This is a genomic window from Burkholderia sp. MR1-5-21 (genome assembly GCF_053427715.1).
The window spans coordinates 447,260-460,343 of sequence record NZ_JBSAXD010000002.1; the positions used below are offsets into that span (position 1 = coordinate 447,260).

The window sequence follows — 13,084 nt, forward strand, 5'->3', positions numbered from 1 at the left end:
ACCGCCCGGGCGTGACGACAAACGAGATCGACAGACGATGAAAACAACCGTGAGACTGACCGTCAGCCAGGCGCTCGTGCGCTACCTTGCCGCGCTGCGGGCCGAAGTGATCCAGCCCGACGGCCGTACCGAGATCCTGCCATATTGCGGCGGCGTGTTCGCGATCTTCGGCCACGGCAACGTGGCCGGGCTCGGCGAGGCGCTGCAGGCCGAGCAGGACCGGCTGCCGACGCTGCGCGCGCACAACGAGCAAGGGATGGCCAACGCGGCGGTCGCGTTCGCGAAAACGAACTTCCGCCAGCGCATGATGGCCGTGACGTCGAGCATCGGTCCGGGCGCGACCAACATGCTGACGTCGGCGGCGCTCGCGCACGTCGCGCGGCTGCCGCTGCTGCTGCTGCCGGGCGACATCTTCGTGTCGCGCCAGCCCGACCCCGTGCTGCAGCAGGTCGAGAGCTTCGAACAGGGCGACGTCAGCGCGAACGACTGCTTCCGGCCGGTCACGCGCTACTTCGACCGGATCACGTCGCCCGAGCAGCTGCTGGTCGCGCTGCCGCGTGCGATCCAGGTGATGACCGACCCTGCGCAATGCGGGCCCGTGTGCCTTGCGCTGCCGCAGGACGTGCAGACCTTCGCGTACGACTGGCCGGAGGATTTCTTCGCGCCGCCGGTGATCCGGATGCGCCGCCCACCCGCCGACGCGATCGAGCTGGCCGACGCGATCGACCTGCTGAAGTCCGCGAAGAAGCCGCTGATCGTCGCCGGCGGCGGCGTGCTTTACAGCCAGGCGTGGGATGCGCTGCGCGCGTTCGCCGACACGCACGGCGTGCCGGTGGCCGAATCGCAGGCCGGCAAGGGCAGCCTCGCGTGGGACCACCCGCTGAATCTCGGCTCGATCGGCGTGACGGGCTCGCCCGCCGCGAATCGCGCGGCCGCACAGTGCGACGTGGTGTTCGCGGTCGGCACCCGGCTGCAGGATTTCACGACCGGCTCGCACGCGCTCTTCGGCCATGCAAAGCTGCTGAGCCTGAACGTGCAGCCGTTCGACGCGGGCAAGAAGCGCGGCCAGCAGCTTGTCGCGGACGCCCGCACCGGGCTCGGCCAGGTGTCGGCCGCGCTGGCCGGCTGGCGCGCCGACGCCGCGTGGACCGCGAGCTGCCGCGACCAGGGCGCCGCATGGGCCGCCCGCGTGACCGAGCTGACGAACCATGTGCCGAAGGACACGCTGCCGTACGACGCCGAGGTGATCGGCGCGGTGCGTGAATCGGCGGCCGACGCGGGCCGCGACAGCGCGCGCGACGACCTCGTCGTGTGCGCGGCCGGCACGCTGCCGGCCGAGCTGCACAAGCTGTGGCGCAGCGGCCTGCCCGGCAACTACCACATGGACTACGCGTATTCGTGCATGGGCTACGAGGTCGCGGGCGGCCTCGGCGCGAAGCTCGCGCGGCCGGAGCGTGAGGTCATCGTGATGGTCGGCGACGGGTCGTACATGATGCTCAACGCCGAACTCGCGACGTCGGTGATGCTCGGCAGGAAGATCATCGTCGTGATCCTCGACAACCGCGGCTACGGCTGCATCGAGCGCCTGCAGCTCAAGTGCGGCGGCGCGAGCTTCAACAACATGCTCGACGACTGCGTGCCGGAAGGCGGCGCGCGCTCGACGATCGATTTCGCGATGCACGCGCGCGCGATGGGCGCCGAAGCCGTGCACGTGCGCGACGTCGCGGAGCTGCGCCGCGAGCTGCGCCGCGCGCGCGACGCGACGACGAGCCAGGTACTCGTGATCGACACGACCCACCATCGCACGACCGACGACGGCGGCGCATGGTGGGAGGTCGCGGTGCCGCAGGTGTCCGCGCGTCCCGACGTCGAGCGCGCGCATCGCGACTATCTCGACAAAAAGACCCGGCAGCGGCACTGACATGCTGCCCCGACGCGCACCTGTCCGCGCCGGGGCTCACCCCATACAAGGAACAATGACATGAGCTGGAACGTTCGCATCGGCATCAATCCCCTGTCGTGGATGAACGACGACCTGCCGTCCCTCGGCGGCGAAACGCCGCTCGAAACGGCGCTGCAGGAAGGCGCGGAAATCGGCTATGCCGGTTTCGAGCTCGGCAACAAGTTTCCGAAGACCGGCCCCGCGCTGAAGGCGAAGCTGGCCGAGTACGGGCTCGTGTGCGTGTCCGGCTGGTATTCGGGCTTCCTCGCGGAAGTCCCGCCCGGCATGAGCGACACGGACGCGATCGCGGCCGAGATCGAGCGCTGCCACGCGCATATGGCCAAGCTGCAGTACAACGACGTGAAGGTGGTGGTCTACGGCGAGTGCGCGGGTACGATCCAGGGCAACATCGACACGCCCGTCGCGAAGCGGCCGCGCTTCATCGACGACGCATCGTGGCAGCGCTACGCCGAGCGCCTGAACGCATTCGGCGCGCACCTGCTCGCCACCTACGGGATCAAGCTCGCGTATCACCACCACATGGGCGCCTACGTCGAGTCGCCCGACGACGTCGACCGCCTGATGGCCCTGACCGATCCGGCGAAGGTGTTCCTGCTGTTCGACACCGGCCATGCGTACTTCGGTGGCGCCGCCGATCCGGTCGCATTGCTGACGAAGCACGTCGCGCGCGTCGCGCACGTGCATTGCAAGGACGTGCGCCCGCAGGTCGTCACGCAGGCGCGCAACGATGGCTGGAGCTTCCTGAACGGCGTGATCAACGGCACCTTCACCGTGCCGGGCGACGGCGCGCTCGATTACGAAGCGACGCTGCGCACGTTGAAGGACGCCAACTACGAGGGCTGGCTGGTGGTCGAGGCCGAGCAGGATCCGGCCGTCGCGCCGAGCTACCAGTACGCGAAGAAGGGCTACGAGTCGCTGCGCGCGATCGTCGACCGGCTGAGCGCCTGAGCCCCCCTGCCACCGATTTGCGGAGCTGCTTCCATGACGATCTCCCCCCTGCTGGTCAAGGCCTCGCCCGACCGCGAAATTTGCAACGTCACGCCTGAATCGGCCGGCTGGAAACACGTCGGCTTTCGCGTGCTGCGCCTGAAGGCCGGCGACCATGAAACCGTCGACACCGGTTCGCGCGAGCTGTGCGTGGTCGTGCTCACCGGCACGGTGCGCGCGGAAGCCGGCGGCGCCACGTTCGACGGGCTTGGCAAGCGCGACAGCGTGTTCGAGGAAGTCTCGCCGGACGCGCTGTACGTGCCGGGCGGCCATACCGTCACCGTGACCGCCACGCGCGACGCGGAAGTCGCGCTGTGCACCGCGCCGTACGTGAGCGGCGACAAGACGGTGCGGCGCCTCGACGGCGAACACATGCGCCGGATGGTGCGTGGCAAAGGCACCAACACGCGCTACGTGTGCGACATCCTGATGGGCGACAACCCGGCGGCCGACCGGCTGCTCGTCGTCGAGGTGATCACGCCGGCCAGCCATTCGAGCAGCTATCCGCCGCACAAGCACGACCGCGACGCCGCGCCCGAAGAAACCGTGCTCGAGGAAACCTACTATCACCGGATCGACCCGCCGCAGGGTTTCGCGTTCCAGCGCGTGTACACCGACGACCGCAGTCTCGACGAAGCATGCGTCGTCGAGAACCACGACGTCGTGATGGTGCCGCGCGGCTACCATCCGGTCGTCGCGCCGCACGGCTACAACCTGTACTACCTGAACGTGATGGCCGGCCCGAGCCGCGCGTGGGCGTTCAAGAACGACCCGGCCCACGAGTGGATGCTCGAGCCGCCGGCGGCTGGTTGATCGGGCGGCGACGCGCGGGGCAATGCCGGCGCGCGCGCCGGAACCGGACGGACGAGACGCGCCGTGACTGGAGGCAATGATGAGATCACTCTTCCGCATCGAGGACGACACCTTCGAGCAACAGGCGTCGAGCACGATGCTGCGTTGCTTCAACGCCGACGCCGCGCGGCGGCTCGGCGACATCGCCGTCAACATCGCGTCGCGCCGCGGCCTGCCGATCGCGGTGAGCGTCGTCTCCGCCCGCGCTCCGCTGTTCTACTGCGCGCTGGACGGCAGCGGCGCGGACGACTGCGAAGCGATCCGGCGCAAACAGAACACGGTGCTCCGCTTCGGCAAGAGTTCGCTCGAAGTAGGCGCGGCATTCGCGCGCGCCGGACTGTCGCTGCAGTCCGAAGGACTGTCCGGAGACGACTACGCGCTGGATGGCGGCGGCGTGCCGCTGCGCATCGAGCACGCGGGGCTCGTCGGCGCGATGACGATCGCGGGACTCGATTCGGTCCGCAATCACGAACTCGTCGTCGAGAGCATCCGCTGGCATGTCGGCGCGGCCGGCATGCTGCGGATCGCGTAGGCGCCGACAGGGTCGTCACCCGTCGGCACATTCGCCCGGCGCTGCTGCGCGGGCATTCGGGGGCAGGCGAACCCGCCTGCCCGCTCAGCGCATGCCGCCGCTGGCCCGGACGAGTTCGCCGGTCATCCAGCGCGCGTCGTCCGACGCGAGAAAGACGGCAATGGACGCGATGTCGTCCGGCTGCCCCACGCGGCCCAGCGGCGTCTGGCTGATCGCGGACGATTCGAGCTCGGAGCCGATGACCCCCGCGGTGTGCGTGCCCTCGGTCACCACCACGCCCGGGTTGATCGCGTTCACACGGATCTGCCTCGGCCCGAGTTCGCGCGCGAGCACGCCGGTGATCGCGTCCACGGCGCCCTTCGTGCCGGTGTAGACCGCGCTTGCCGGCGGCGTGATGGTGGTCACCACCGAGCTGATATTGATGATGCTCGCGCCTTCGCCGAGGTGCTTCACGGCGGCCTGCGTCGTCAGCAGCACGCCGAGCACGTTCGTGTCGAACTGCCTGCGGAAATGCTCTTCCGTGATCGCTTCGATCGGCGCGAATTCGTACACGCCGGAATTGTTGACAAGGATGTCGAGGCGGCCATACGTTTCGACGGCCGTCTCGACGATGCGCTGCGCATCGGCGGCCTTCGACACGTCGCCGCCGACGGCGACCGCGTTGCCGCCGGCCGCGGCGATCGCGCTCACGACAGCTTCCGCGCCGGCCTTGCTGCTCGCGTAGTTGACGACGACCGACGCCCCTTCGGCGGCGAGCGCCTTTGCAATCGCCGCACCGATACCCTTCGAACCGCCCGTCACGACCGCTACCTTGCCTGCAAGCTTGCTCATGATCTCCATCCTCAATTCGATATCGCATGATGAATCGGACCGGCTGTCCTGCCGAAGCAGGTAGCCGACGCTGACGAAAATCTAGGCGCTTCATCGGCGTCGATAAAGCGGCTCGGGACGAATTGAGTTGCGGGACCAGCCGAACAATCGTCAGGCGCGCGCATCAGCCGGCACTCAGCCACGCGTCGGCCACCTCCCCGCCCACGCCTTCTAGCGCGCCGTCGTACACGATCTGCCCCCGCCCCATCACTGCGGCCCGCCGCGTCAGCCGCGGCGCGAGCAGCAGCCGCTGTTCGATCAGCACGATCGCGACGCCGTCCGACTGCAGTCCTGCAAGACACGCGCCGACCTCGTCGACCGCGAGCGGCGCGAGCCCTTCCGCGGGCTCGTCGACGATCAGCACGCGCGGCCTGCCGGCGAGCGCCCGTACCAGTGCGAGCACCTGCTGCTCACCGCCGGACAGATGGCCGGCCTTTACGTCCGCGCGTGCGGCAAGCAGCGGAAAACGCGCGAACAGCCGGTCGAGCGCGGCGCGCGCCGCCGCGCCGCCCGACCCTCGCAGGCCGAGCAGCAGGTTGTCGCGCACGCTCAGCAACGGGAACACGTCGCGGCTCTCGGCGACGTACGCGATGCCGTGCCGCGCGATTTCGAAGGTCCGCGCGCCCGCGCATTCGACGCCCGCGATCCGCACCGAACCGGCGGTGCGCACGAGTCCCATCACGGCCTTCGCGAGCGTCGAGCGCCCCGAGCCGTTGCGCCCGAGCAGCGCGAGCGTCTCGCCCGGCGCCAGCGCAAGGTCGACGCCGTCGAGCACGGGCTGCATCCCGTACCACGCGCGCAGGCCGCTCAGCTCGAGCAGCGCGTTCATGCGAAACCCTCGCCGAGATAGGCCGCACGCACGGCCGGATCGGCGCGGATCGCATCCGGCGCGCCGGTCGCGACCACCGCGCCGCGCACGAGCACCGTAATCCGTTCGGCGAAGCCGAACACCGTGTCCATGTCGTGCTCGATCATCAACACCGTGCGGCCTCGCGTCGTCGTGCGGATCAGCTCGATCATCCGCGCGGCCTGCGCGCGGCTCATGCCGGCCGTCGGCTCGTCGAGCAGCAGCGTGCGCGCGCCGCTCGCGAGCGCGATCCCGAGATCGAGCGCGCGCTGCTCCGCGTAGCCGAGCGCGGCGGCCGGCGTGTCGCGGTGCGGGTCGAGACCGATGTCGCGCAGCACCTGCGCGGCGACGCGGTCGACCGACGCAGATTCGCGCACGCGGTTCCACCAGCGCCGCCGCTCGGCCGGCGCATGCAGCGCCGCGCAGCGCAGGTTGTCGAATACGCTGAGACGCGCGAACGCGCTCGTCTGCTGGAAGCTGCGGCCGATGCCGAGCCGGCTCGCGGCAACGGGCCCGCGCCCGCGCAGTTCGACGCCGTGCAGCACGACGCGTCCGCGCGTCGGCCGCACGGCGCCCGCGATCACGTTGAAGAGCGTCGACTTGCCCGCGCCGTTCGGCCCGATCAGCGCATGGCGCTCGCCGGCCGCGACGCACAGCTCGACGCCGTCGAGCACCGTCTGCGCGCCGAAGCGCTGCGTCACGCCATGCAAGGCGACCGCGTTGCCGTTCATCGCACGCCTCCGTTCGATTCGCCTGCGATCCTGCGCCGCCAGCGCCACAGCAGCGTGCCGGCGACGGCTGCCGCGCCCGCCAGCGCCCAGCCGAGCGGCACGCCGGCATCGACGTGCCACGCGCCGAACGCGGCCGACGTGCCGTCGTCCTGCGCGAAGCGCCATGCGTAGCCGAGTTCTGCCGCAACGACGATCGCGGCGCCCCAGCACAGGCACGCGGCGGCACCGGCCAGCATCCGCCTCCGTTCGTGCGCCGGCGCGCCGGGCCGCAATGCCGCGCCGAGCGCCGCCGCGATGCCCGCGAGCCCGCGCGGCGCGGCAACCACGACGACGACGAACAGCAGCCCCAGATACAGCGCCCATGCGCGCGACACGCCCGCGACCGCGACGCTCAGCGCCGTCAGCACGGCCGCGCCGGCCGCCGGCCCGAAGAACGAGCCCGTGCCGCCGATCACCGCGGCGATCAGTACGGTCGCCGAACGGGACATCGCGACGCTGTCGGGCGTCGCGAGCTCGATGTCGATCAGCGTCAGCGTGCCGGCAACGCCTGCGAAGAACGACGCGCACGTGACCATCGCGAGGCGCACGCGCCGCGGATCGGTGCCGAGCGCGGCAACTCGCGCCGGGTTGTCGCGCACCGCGTTCGCGAGACGCGCGAACGGCGTGCGCGTCAGCGCGCGCATCGCGAACGCGCAGACGAAACACCACGCGGCGATCACCGCATACGCGTGCGCCGGCGCGCCGAACTGCCAGCCGCCGAACGACGTGCCGCTCGCCCGGTCGATCGGCACGCCGCCGATGCCGCCGAACCATGCGGGCACGCTCCACGCGGCCGCCGCGACGCACTCGCCGAGGCCGAGCGTGATCATCGCGAACGCAGTGCCCGCGCGGCGCGTCGCGAGCACGCCGAACAGCAGGCCGAATGCGGCGCCCGCCGCGCCGCCGACAAGCGGCAACAGCGGCAGCGGGCCGCCGAAGCGGTTGAACCAGTGCGCGGCCGCGAACGCGCCGAGGCCGGCGAACGCCGCATGGCAGAACGACAGCAGGCCCGTCGTGCCGAGCTGCAGGTTGTACGACAGGGCAAGCACGACGAGCGCGGCCGTCTGCGCGAGATAGCCGAGCACCGCGCCTTGCGGCCACAGCCAAGCGGGCAGCACGAGACAAACTGCGAACAGCGCCCAGCGCAGCACGTCCGGATGTGCGCGGCTACGCATCGGCACGCTCGCCGAACAGTCCGCGCGGACGCACGACCAGCACCGCGACGAGCAGCAGGTATGGAACGAGCGGCGCGAGTTGCGCGACCGTCACCGCGGCGATGCTGTCGGGCAACGCGACGCCTGTCCACTGCGCGACGTCGCGCAGCGACGTGTCGCTGGCGGCCGCGAAGGTCTGCGCGAAACCGACCGCGAGCGACGCGGCGAACGCACCGCCGAGCGAGCCGAGCCCGCCGATCACGACGACCGCGAACACGATCGAGCCGACCGTCTCGGCGAGCGCGGGCTCGATCACCGCGAGCGGCGCGCCGATCACGCCGGCCAGTGCCGCGAGCGCGGTGCCGGCGCCAAACAGGCCCGTCATCAGGCGCGGCACGTCGTAGCCGAGCGTCTCGACGGCTGCGCGATGCGTGAGCGCCGCACGCACGACGAGGCCGATGCGCGACGCGCGCAGCAGCCCGGCCAGCGCAACCAGCATCGCGGCGGACATCGTCATCATGAACAGCCGGTAGCGCGGCAGCGCGAGCCCGAGCACCGTCACCGGCGCGCCGTCGAACAGCGGCGGCACCGGCGCTGCCAGTGGCGCGAGGCCCCAGACGAGCTTCGCGCCCTCGCCGATCAGGTACGCGAGACCGAACGTCAGCAGCAACTCGCTCGTATGGCCGCGCGCCTGCACGCGGCGCAGCAGCGTGCGCTCGCAGGCCGCGCCCGCGAGGCCGACCAGCAGCGGCGCGAGCACGAGCGCCGGCCAGAAGCCGAGCCGCGCGGCGATGCTGTAGCCGACATACGCGCCGAGCATGTAGAAGCTCGCGTGCGCGAAATTGAGCACGCCCTGCACGCTGAAGATCAGCGTGAGGCCCGCCGACAGCATGAACAGCAGCAAGCCGTAGCTGAGGCCGTTGAACGCCTGGATCGCGAACGCCTGCACCGTGTGTGCCGTCAGGCGGCGAGCGGATCGAGCGCCGCGCGCAGCGCGTCGGGCAGCGGCACGGGCCGGCGCGTGGCGCGGTCGACGTACACGTGCACGAAATGGCCCTGCGCAGCGGGCGCCGCGTCGCCTTGCGCGAACAGCCCGATCTCGTAGCGCACGCTCGACGTGCCGAGCTTCGCGACGCGCAGCCCCGCATCGACCGCCTGCGGGAACACGAGCGGCGCGAAGTAGTTGCACTGCGTCTCGACGACGAGTCCGATCGTCTGCGCGTGCTCGATGTCGAGCACGCCGGCGCGGATCAGGTACTCGTTCACGACCGTGTCGAAGTAGCTGTAGTAGACGACGTTGTTCACGTGCCCGTAGACGTCGTTGTCCATCCAGCGGGTCGTGATCGGCAGGAAGTGGCGATAGGCGTCGCGGGAACGCGGCTGCGGCTTGTCGGACATGGCGGCGGAGAGGGTGGTCAGGTCGATGAAAGGAAGGCGCGGCAGCCGGGCGGCGCGGCGAAACCGCGGGCGGCGTGCTGCCTGCATGCGGGCGGCCGCTGCATCGCGATCGCTCGCGGCACGGCGCATGCGGTTGTGCGAGCGGGCCGGCCCGTCACTGCCCCGGCCGGTCGACGAACTGGAAATCGAGGCCGCGCGCGCGCATCCAGTCGGCGAGTGCGACGCCCGTGCCGGCGCGCCACGGGCGCAGCAGCGGCGGATCGACGAGCTTGTATTCGAGCAGTTCCGGCGACAGCGCGACCGTACCGGACGCGCGCACGTGGTACGCGATGATCAGTTCGTTCTTGCGGATGAATTCGTAGACGCCGACGAGTGACACGTGCTCGGCCTTCAGCGCCGTTTCCTCGAACACCTCGCGCGCGATGCCGTCCTCGGGCGTCTCGCCGTGCTCGAGGAAGCCGGTGATCAGCGCGAACATCCCTTCGGGCCACGCCGCATTGCGCGCGAGCAGGATCTTGCCGTCGAGCTCGATGATCGCGGCGACGACGGGCAGCGGGTTGTTCCAGTGCACGTAGCCGCAGGTGTCGTCGGGGCAGGCCTGGCGAACGCGGCCGCCTTCGTGTTCGGGATCGGCGCGCTCGGTCAGCGGGCGCGCGCAGCGCGGGCAAAAGCGGTAGTCGGCGGTGGTCATCGATCAGGACATGGCGAACGGGGCCGCCTGCACAGGCGGCCCCGTTCACGCTCGGCGCGGGAAAGTCTCGATTCTAGCGAGTTTGCGCCGTAACGAGGCTTTCCGCGACGACAGGCGAACCGGTCCGAACGGCGCGCGCGATGCGATTCGCCTGCGTTCGCTCCGGCCGGTCGGCGCGCCGGTGCGCATGCGGATGCACACGCCCGGCGCGCCGCGTCCTGCTTCCGGAATGCGACGGTCTGCCGTCCCGCACAGACCGTCGCCGGCGTCCGGAATGCCGGCAGGTCGGTCAGACCGCACCACCGGCGTGGACGGCGCCGGTCAGTCGCGGATGATGCCGTAGTTGATGCCGGCGAGCGGCATCCCCGCGGCATTGTCGGTTGCGCTGCTGCCCGTCACGTTGCCGAAGTTCATGCCGACGAGCGCGCCGGCCTGCTGGGCAGCCCCCGGCATCAGCGCAACGCGGGTTTTCGTCGTCGAGCTGTCGATCACGCCGAAATTCCCGCCGGCCAGACCGCCGAGCCGCGCGTAGTAGCCGCCGGAAACCGTGCCCGCAGACGACGACGATGCAACCCTCCCGCTGTTGAAGCCGAGCAGGCCGCCGACATAGCTGTTGTGGCTGCCGGTCGCCGACCCGGTCGCGCCGGACTTCTCGACCGACGCGCCCACGTTGTTGTCGCCGATCAGACCGCCGACATAGCCGTAGGCGCCCGCCGCGACGTCGCCGGATGCGTTCGACGACGACACGCGCCCGGCGTTGAAGCCGATCAGGCCGCCTGCCTTGCCCGAACCCGCGACCGTCACCGCGCCCTCCGCGTCGGACTCGAGTACCGAACCCGTGTTGCGGCCGACGAGCCCGCCGGCGGTGCTGTCGAATGCAGCCCAGACCTCGCCCGACGCGGACGATCCGTCGACGACACCGCTGTTGGTCGCCGCGAGGCCGCCGACGATGCTCGAGATGTCACCTGCCACCGAACCTTTCGCGCTGGACGCCTGCACGGTGCCCGCATTGACGCCGACGAGCCCGCCGGCCTGTGCGAGCATGCCAGCCGCCACGGTGCCGAGCGACGACGACGCGCGGATCGTGCCGTCGTTCGCGCCGACGAGACCGCCCGCCGTCGCGTAGTCGTGCACGACGACGTCGCCGTTCGCGGACGAAGCGAGCACTTCGCCGCTCGCCGCATTGCGGCCGGCCACCCCGCCCGCGATGCCTCTCGCGCCCGCCGTGACGTAACCGTTCGCGCTCGACGCATCGACCTTGCCGGCGTTGTGCCCGACCAGCCCGCCGGCCACGCCGGCAGCACCCGCTTCCACGTTGGCGCTGGACGTCGACTTGCTGACGCTCGCGAAGTTGGCGCCGACGAGGCCGCCGACGTTCGACGCACCGGCCATCACCCTGCCGGCGGCCGTCGACGCGTCGACGACACCGCGGTTTTCACCGACGAGGCCGCCCACGCGAGCACTGTCGCCCGCCGCCACGATCCCCTTGAACCCGGACGCGTCCACGCGCCCCGCATTGTGGCCGACGAGACCGCCCACGGCCGCATTGCGCGCGGCCCGCACATCGCCGTAGGCCGTCGATGCCTTGACCACGCCGCCGTTGGTGCCGACCAGGCCACCGACGCGCGCGCCGGTGCCGAGCGCCGTGACCATCCCCTTGACCGTCGACGCGTCGACGACACCACGGTTGTCGCCGACCAGCCCCCCTGCGCTGCCGGTCGACGAACTGACGACCGTGACATCGGCACGGCTGTTGCGGATCATCGCGTCGTCGCCGCCCGGCGACATGAACGAGATGTTTTCACCGGCGAGACCGCCGACCTGCAGCGCATCCCTGCCGCCGCTGACGCGCCCCGCAACGGATGCGCGCTCGATCGATCCGCCGAAGTTGCTGCCGACGAGCCCGCCGACGATCGTGCGCCCCTCGCTGCTGACGTAGACGTTCGTCGCCTTCACGTCCGAGATGGTGCCCATGTTGTAGCCGGCCAGCGTGCCGACGGTGACGGGCGACCAGTAGGACGGCACGACTACGTGCGTCGTCACCTTGTCCAGGCCGAGGTTGGCAATGCGGCCAGAGTTGAACGCGAAGAGGCCGACGGCGTTGCTGCGCTGATTGGAGATCGACAGATCGCCGATCGTGTTGCCGAGGCCGTCGAACACGCCGTCGAACGAGCTGTTCGCGCCGATGCTCCGGAACGCTGCGCCCTTGCCGTCGACCGCGTTGCCCAGCACGTAGCGGCCCTTCAGGTTCGCATCCACGTTGCGCAGGCCCGCCACGTCGTGGATTACCTGATACGCGTCGCCGTTCGACGAGAACGACGCGTCGCGGCCCGACAGCGTCACCGACGCGTTGTCCTGCGTGAACCGGTGGCCCTTCGTCGAGTTCAGCTCCAGCCGTGCCTGCTCGCCCGTCAGCGCCAGCTTGTCGTCCACGCGGATCTCGCCCGCCGCGTTCGCCGCCACGCTCGCCTTCGCGCCGCTCGCCGTCACCGACTGCTTCAGCGCGACGTCACCCTTCTGCGACGTCAGCGTCAGTGCATGGTCGCTCGTCCAGTTCACCGCGCCATCCACCGTCAGGTCGCCCGACGTGTTGGTCAGCGCCACGTTCGTCGTGCCCAGCGTGCGCGACAGCGTCTGCGCGTTCAGTGCGCCTTCCACGTTATCGACGTTCGCGTTCGCCGACTCGATCGTCCACGTGCCCGTGCGGCCCGAGGCCGAACGCGTATCGACCTGTGCATCGCCCGACACCTTCACACGCTCGCCGCGCGTCGTCACGTCGCCGCCTGCTGCGCTCAGCTTGCCTGCAACCTGCACCTGACCGCCGTCCAGCACGATCTTCCCGTCGCGCGTGTTCAGCCCCTGCGCCTCGATCGTCCCGCTGTTGTTCACCACCGCGTTCAGCAGCCCGTTCGCCGCGCGCGCCGTCATCAGCACCTCGCCGCCGTCCGCCTTCAGCAGGCCGCCGTTGTGCGCCTGCGCGTCCACTGCCCCACCTTCCACCTGCAGGTTCAGCAGACCGT

Annotated in this window: 12 protein-coding genes; 4 read left to right on the top strand and 8 right to left on the bottom strand. The window is 70.6% G+C overall.

Annotation, left to right across the window (positions count from 1 at the left end):
* Positions 1-37: 37 nt before the first annotated feature.
* The 4 genes from iolD to ACV229_RS04580 all read left to right on the top strand — a co-directional run bounded on the left by iolD (position 38) and on the right by ACV229_RS04580 (position 4,334).
* Positions 38-1,921, top strand: a complete 1,884-nt coding sequence (iolD, locus tag ACV229_RS04565) for a 3D-(3,5/4)-trihydroxycyclohexane-1,2-dione acylhydrolase (decyclizing) (RefSeq protein ID WP_448081923.1) — start codon at positions 38-40, stop codon at positions 1,919-1,921.
* A gap of 60 nt (positions 1,922-1,981) precedes the next feature.
* On the top strand, positions 1,982-2,911 hold the full coding sequence (gene iolE / locus ACV229_RS04570) for a myo-inosose-2 dehydratase (RefSeq protein ID WP_448081924.1): 930 nt from the start codon (positions 1,982-1,984) through the stop codon (positions 2,909-2,911).
* 33 nt (positions 2,912-2,944) lie between these two features.
* Positions 2,945-3,763, top strand: a complete 819-nt coding sequence (gene iolB, locus ACV229_RS04575; RefSeq protein WP_448081925.1) for a 5-deoxy-glucuronate isomerase — start codon at positions 2,945-2,947, stop codon at positions 3,761-3,763.
* Between the two features lie 76 nt (positions 3,764-3,839).
* On the top strand, positions 3,840-4,334 hold the full coding sequence (locus ACV229_RS04580) for a heme-degrading domain-containing protein (protein WP_448081926.1): 495 nt from the start codon (positions 3,840-3,842) through the stop codon (positions 4,332-4,334).
* 84 nt (positions 4,335-4,418) lie between these two features.
* Here ACV229_RS04580 and ACV229_RS04585 read toward each other — a convergent pair whose 3' ends face one another.
* The 8 genes from ACV229_RS04585 to ACV229_RS04620 form a co-directional block, all read right to left on the bottom strand.
* A complete protein-coding gene (locus ACV229_RS04585) occupies positions 4,419-5,165 on the bottom strand; it encodes a glucose 1-dehydrogenase (protein WP_448081927.1) in 747 nt (248 codons plus the stop codon).
* A 163-nt stretch (positions 5,166-5,328) separates the two neighbouring features.
* Positions 5,329-6,033: an ABC transporter ATP-binding protein gene (locus ACV229_RS04590; RefSeq protein WP_448081928.1), complete on the bottom strand. Its 705-nt coding sequence runs from the start codon at positions 6,031-6,033 to the stop codon at positions 5,329-5,331.
* Complete coding sequence (locus tag ACV229_RS04595; RefSeq protein ID WP_448081929.1) at positions 6,030-6,782, bottom strand: ABC transporter ATP-binding protein; 753 nt, start codon at positions 6,780-6,782, stop codon at positions 6,030-6,032. Before ACV229_RS04595 ends, ACV229_RS04590 begins: the two co-directional genes overlap by 4 nt.
* Positions 6,779-7,996, bottom strand: a complete 1,218-nt coding sequence (locus ACV229_RS04600) for a branched-chain amino acid ABC transporter permease (protein ID WP_448081930.1) — start codon at positions 7,994-7,996, stop codon at positions 6,779-6,781. Before ACV229_RS04600 ends, ACV229_RS04595 begins: the two co-directional genes overlap by 4 nt.
* Positions 7,989-8,924, bottom strand: coding sequence for a branched-chain amino acid ABC transporter permease (locus tag ACV229_RS04605; protein ID WP_448081931.1), 936 nt, complete (start codon positions 8,922-8,924; stop codon positions 7,989-7,991). Before ACV229_RS04605 ends, ACV229_RS04600 begins: the two co-directional genes overlap by 8 nt.
* A gap of 11 nt (positions 8,925-8,935) precedes the next feature.
* Positions 8,936-9,373, bottom strand: coding sequence for an acyl-CoA thioesterase (locus ACV229_RS04610; RefSeq protein ID WP_448081949.1), 438 nt, complete (start codon positions 9,371-9,373; stop codon positions 8,936-8,938).
* Positions 9,374-9,527: 154 nt separating this feature from the next.
* On the bottom strand, positions 9,528-10,064 hold the full coding sequence (locus tag ACV229_RS04615) for an NUDIX domain-containing protein (protein WP_448081932.1): 537 nt from the start codon (positions 10,062-10,064) through the stop codon (positions 9,528-9,530).
* A 321-nt stretch (positions 10,065-10,385) separates the two neighbouring features.
* Positions 10,386-13,084 (bottom strand): beta strand repeat-containing protein (locus ACV229_RS04620; RefSeq protein ID WP_448081933.1); only part of this gene is annotated, 2,699 nt, incomplete at its 5' end.

Excerpts from the sequence above, each read along its gene's own strand:
- iolE (WP_448081924.1), top strand. The coding sequence starts at position 1,982 with ATGAGCTGGAACGTTCGCATCGGCATCAATCCCCTGTCGTGGATGAAC.
- ACV229_RS04580 (WP_448081926.1), top strand. The coding sequence starts at position 3,840 with ATGATGAGATCACTCTTCCGCATCGAGGACGACACCTTCGAGCAACAG.
- iolD (WP_448081923.1), top strand. The coding sequence starts at position 38 with ATGAAAACAACCGTGAGACTGACCGTCAGCCAGGCGCTCGTGCGCTAC.
- ACV229_RS04590 (WP_448081928.1), bottom strand. The coding sequence starts at position 6,033 with ATGAACGCGCTGCTCGAGCTGAGCGGCCTGCGCGCGTGGTACGGGATG.
- ACV229_RS04610 (WP_448081949.1), bottom strand. The coding sequence starts at position 9,373 with ATGTCCGACAAGCCGCAGCCGCGTTCCCGCGACGCCTATCGCCACTTC.
- ACV229_RS04595 (WP_448081929.1), bottom strand. The coding sequence starts at position 6,782 with ATGAACGGCAACGCGGTCGCCTTGCATGGCGTGACGCAGCGCTTCGGC.
- iolB (WP_448081925.1), top strand. The coding sequence starts at position 2,945 with ATGACGATCTCCCCCCTGCTGGTCAAGGCCTCGCCCGACCGCGAAATT.
- ACV229_RS04600 (WP_448081930.1), bottom strand. The coding sequence starts at position 7,996 with ATGCGTAGCCGCGCACATCCGGACGTGCTGCGCTGGGCGCTGTTCGCA.
- ACV229_RS04585 (WP_448081927.1), bottom strand. The coding sequence starts at position 5,165 with ATGAGCAAGCTTGCAGGCAAGGTAGCGGTCGTGACGGGCGGTTCGAAG.
- ACV229_RS04615 (WP_448081932.1), bottom strand. The coding sequence starts at position 10,064 with ATGACCACCGCCGACTACCGCTTTTGCCCGCGCTGCGCGCGCCCGCTG.